A 1,333-nucleotide genomic window follows, 5' to 3' on the forward strand; every position below is an offset into this window, starting at 1 on the left:
TGGAGCGGGTGACGAGAATCGAACTCGCACTCTCAGCTTGGGAAGCTGAGGTGATCTACGGACGGTTGCTCGGCTGACCTAGGCGGGAGCGCAGTCAGCGTCGGACCGTCCGTCGGCCTGGTACCCGCTGTTCCCCGTGGTTCCCCGCAGAATCTGGCACGGGTGTGGCACGTTCCGGGCGAACGCTTTCCGACTGTGTCAGCGCCGTGCAGCACTGTCTACCCGCGTCCGTGCGTGCGCGGGCGGTTAGCTGTGGAGGCTGCACTGGCTTCCGCTCCCGTCTGAACGGCCGTGCCTGGCCTGTGCACCTCAACATTCCTGCCCATCCGAGATGGCTTCGGGGGCAGCGGCCGGCCGCAACTTGACAGCGCTGCTACGGGTGAGATCGCGCGTGTATCGCCTAGCCTGGTTACCTGTACTGGCGGCGCTGGGGGCAACCTTGCTTGACCGTAACAACCTGCAATCGTTTAAGGCTTCTTTGTCGGCTGCACTGCGGACAACTAACCAGGCCGACGAGGTTCTGAGTGATCGGTTCGTCGAGCTTCGGCCGGGTACGGTCGCCACGCTTGAATCGGCCGTAAACCACCTCGTTACCGGTCGTCGGGGGGTGGGGAAGTCCACCACGCTTGCTGTCCTGCAACGACGTGCTGAGGCGCAGGGGGCTCGCGTCATCTTCGTCGACGTTGAGACGCACAAATCCCGCTCTTACCCGGATGTTCTCATCGAGATCATCATCGACATCCTGCACGAGGTTGAGCCCAAAGGGTGGAAGAATCCTCAGCGCAAGCTTCGTGGTGAGGTGAAGGAACTCCTCGCTGTCCTCGATGCACTTCGTAACGCGGGCGCAGAGGTCACTGAGAGCAGAGAAAGTGATCAAACTCGGACGAGTGATTTCAAGGTCAGCCTGCGGGGTGGGGTTGCAAAGCAGTATGCGAAGCTGAGTGCCTCCGGAGGGGGAGCGCGGTCTAAGCAGACGAAGACTTCTCAGACCTCGACGCAAACGCGACGCAAGGAGGAGTTCCTCCGAGACCTTGCCCCTGCTATCGCGCAGGTTCTCGAAACTGCAGCGAACTTGGAAGGGCGGAAGTCCCTCCTTGTCGTACTCGACGACTTCTATTTTGTCGCCAAAGATAAGCAGCCTCTGGTTCTGGATCATCTCCACGGCATCACCAAGCGCAGTAATGTCTGGCTGAAAATTGGCAGTGTCCATTCAAGAACGCAGTCATTCGCTGACGGTGACCCGCCGCTTGGTATGCAGCCGCCGCATGACCTTCAACATCTCTCTCTCGATGTCGGCTTGGCAGATTTCGCCACCGCCCAAACGTTCCTTGAA

Annotated in this window: 1 protein-coding gene; it reads left to right on the top strand. The window is 60.1% G+C overall.

Annotated features, from left to right (window positions below; translation table 11 throughout):
• Window positions 1-391: 391 nt before the first annotated feature.
• The coding region (locus IE226_RS43610) for a P-loop NTPase family protein (protein ID WP_229871994.1) at window positions 392-1,333 on the top strand (942 nt) is incomplete at its 3' end.

It is taken from the genome of Streptomyces longisporoflavus, assembly GCF_014649775.1.
In the GTDB taxonomy this organism is placed as follows: domain Bacteria; phylum Actinomycetota; class Actinomycetes; order Streptomycetales; family Streptomycetaceae; genus Streptomyces; species Streptomyces longisporoflavus.